Source organism: Streptomyces sp. PU-14G, from assembly GCF_041028275.1.
Classification (GTDB): Bacteria; Actinomycetota; Actinomycetes; order Streptomycetales; family Streptomycetaceae; genus Streptomyces.
Window position 1 is genome coordinate 1 of the sequence record NZ_JASKYT010000558.1, and the last position, 2,833, is coordinate 2,833.

The window sequence follows — 2,833 nt, forward strand, 5'->3', positions numbered from 1 at the left end:
GGGGTGGCCTACCGGAGTGGGCGCGGGACCCTCGCCCTGGTCGGCGCCCTGGTGTGCGCCGGACTGGCGGCGGCCGTCGGCGTGCGACCCGAGCTCGCGGTCTGGCTCCTGTGCGCGCCCTTCGCCCTGCTCCTCGCGGCCGTCGACCTGGCGGTGATGCGCCTCCCCGACCTGCTCACCCTCCCCTTGGCGGCCGGCACCGCCGCACTGCTCGGGCTCGCGGCCCTGCTGCCGGGGGCGGGCGGCAGCTGGCGGCGGGCGCTGCTGGGCGGTCTGGTGCTGGCCGGCGCGTTCTTCGTGCTGTTCGTCATCAGTCCGCGCGCGGTGGCCTTCGGCGACGTCAAGCTGGCGCTGTCGGTGGGGGTCGCCCTTGGGTGGTACGGCTGGGCGGTGCTGTTCGCGGGCGCGTTCCTCGGCTTCCTGTCGGCCGCCGGGTACGGTTTCGCGCTGCTGGCGACCGGCCGCGCCCGCCGCAGCAGCGCCCTGGCCTTCGGGCCTTTCATGGTGCTCGGAGCGGCGGCGGGCGTCGCACTGGGCGGTCTTACGGCCTGAGGCGGCGGGACGGACGGTAGGAGACGCCACGGAACGGAGTACTGGCCTACGCGACACGGTCGTTGGTGTGCGGAATATCGCGTCGGAGGGGCTAAGGTGGGAACCCCCCCTCGGGCCGGTCCGTATCCCCCCACGGACCGGCCCGCTTTGCGTGCGCGCCGGTTCCGGGAGGGCGGCCCTCCCGGAACCGGCGCGCCACCGGGCGGCGCCACCGGGCGGCGCCACCGGGCGGCGCCACCGGGCGGCGCGGCCGGACGGCGGCGCGTCAGGAGTTGCTGCTGGCCGCCCAGATGTTGGTGCCGGGCTCGGAGACCGCCAGGTCGTCGATCTCGCGCAGTTCCTCGTCGCCGAGCGGGGCTCCGCGCAGCGCTGCCACGTTGGCCTCCAGTTGGGTCACGGAGCTGGCTCCGATCAGCGCGGAGGTCATCCGCGGGTCGCGCAGGACCCAGCGGAGCGCGAGCTGTGCCAGCGACTGGCCGCGGCGCTCGGCGACGGCGTTGAGGCCGCGCAGCCGCCGTACGACCTCCTGGGTCAGCAACCCCGGGTCCAGGGACTTGCCCTGGGAGGCGCGGGAGCCCTCGGGAATGCCGTCGAGGTACTTGTCGGTGAGCATGCCCTGGGCGAGCGGTGCGAAGGAGATGCAGCCCATCCCCTCGGCCTCCAGGGTGTCGAGCAGCCCGTCCTCCTCCGTCCAGCGGTTGATCATCGAGTAGGACGGCTGGTGGATCAGCGCCGGGACGCCCATCTCGCGCAGCAGCCGTGCCGCCTCGCGGGTGCGGGCCGCGCTGTAGGAGGAGACGCCCGCGTACAGGGCCTTGCCCTGCTGGACGGCGGAGGCGAGCGCCCCCATCGTCTCCTCGAGCGGGGTGTCGGGGTCGTAGCGGTGGGAGTAGAAGATGTCGACGTGGTCGAGCCCCATGCGGCCCAGCGAGGCGTCCAGGGAGGAGAGCAGGTACTTGCGCGAGCCCCACTCTCCGTAAGGGCCCGGGTGCATGAGGTAGCCCGCCTTGGTGGAAATGACCAGTTCGTCGCGGTACGGGCGGAAGTCCTGGGCGAAGAGGCGGCCGAAGTTCAGCTCGGCGGAGCCGGCCGGCGGACCGTAGTTGTTCGCCAGGTCGAAATGGGTGACGCCCAGATCGAAGGCGCGGCGCAGGATGGCCCGCTGGGTCGCCAGCGGGCGGTCGTCGCCGAAGTTGTGCCACAGGCCGAGCGAGATCGCCGGCAGTTTCAGCCCCGAACGGCCGGTACGGCGGTACTCCATCGCGTCGTACCTGGCGGCGTCCGCCCGGTACAGGGTGTCGGACGGGACGGCGGTGGGTGTGGGTGCGGAAAAGGGGGATGAGGTGTGGTGCGTCATGTGCCTTTTCCTATCACCGCCACCTGACCGGCTCGGTTCGTACGTAAGGGCGAACGGCAGTAAGGTGCTGGAATCCCGATTCGGCACGGAGAGGCTGGCCGTTCCCATGAAGTTGCGCGACCTGGTGTACAAGCTCTACGCGCGCCGGGTGGAGGACCGCCTCGACCACGCTCAGGTGCCCAAGCACATCGGCGTCATCCTGGACGGCAACCGGAGGTGGGCGCGCGCCTCCGGGGGAACGACCGAGCAGGGCCACAAGGCCGGAGCCAGCAAGATCCAGGAACTGCTCGGGTGGTGCGACGAGACCGATGTCGAGGTCGTCACCCTGTGGCTGCTGTCCACGGACAACCTCAACCGCCCCGAGGACGAACTGCTCCCGCTCGTCGGCATCATCGAGGACACCGTGCGCGACCTGGCCGCCGACGGGCGCTGGCGCGTACACCACGTCGGACAGCTCGACCTGCTGCCCGCGAGGACCCAGCGGGTGCTCAAGGAGGCCGAGGAGCAGGCGGGCGACGTCGACGGGATACTGGTCAACGTGGCCGTCGGGTACGGCGGCCGGCAGGAGATCACCGACGCCGTCCGCTCCCTGCTGGCAGACCGCGCCGCGCGCGGAATAAGCCTCGACGAGTGCGCCGAAGAACTCACCGTGGAGGACATCTCCGAGCACCTCTACACCCGGGGCCAGCCCGACCCTGACCTCATCATCCGCACCAGCGGCGAGACCCGGCTCTCCGGCTTCATGCTCTGGCAGAGCGCCCATTCGGAGTACTACTTCGCCGAGGTCCTGTGGCCCGGCTTCCGCAAGGTCGACTTCCTCCGGGCCCTCCGCGACTACGCCGCCCGGCACCGCAGGTACGGCAACTGAGGCCTGCCGTACCCGGCGGCTGAAAGGCACTCTCGCGGGCCCCGCCCGGCCCCCAC

General features: G+C 71.9%; 3 protein-coding genes. 2 read left to right on the plus strand and 1 reads right to left on the minus strand.

The genetic code is table 11. The features are described 5' to 3' along the window. Positions 1–552 (plus strand): prepilin peptidase (locus tag AB8Z75_RS33295; protein ID WP_369208614.1); only part of this gene is annotated, 552 nt, incomplete at its 5' end. Between the two features lie 265 nt (positions 553–817). On the opposite strand, the gene mgrA is transcribed toward AB8Z75_RS33295, so the two are convergent. Next, complete coding sequence (mgrA, locus tag AB8Z75_RS33300; protein WP_369208616.1) at positions 818–1,909, minus strand: L-glyceraldehyde 3-phosphate reductase; 1,092 nt, start codon at positions 1,907–1,909, stop codon at positions 818–820. 106 nt (positions 1,910–2,015) lie between these two features. Between mgrA and AB8Z75_RS33305 the strand changes: the two genes are divergently transcribed. Then, positions 2,016–2,777, plus strand: coding sequence for an isoprenyl transferase (locus AB8Z75_RS33305; protein WP_369208618.1), 762 nt, complete (start codon positions 2,016–2,018; stop codon positions 2,775–2,777). Positions 2,778–2,833: the final 56 nt, after the last annotated feature.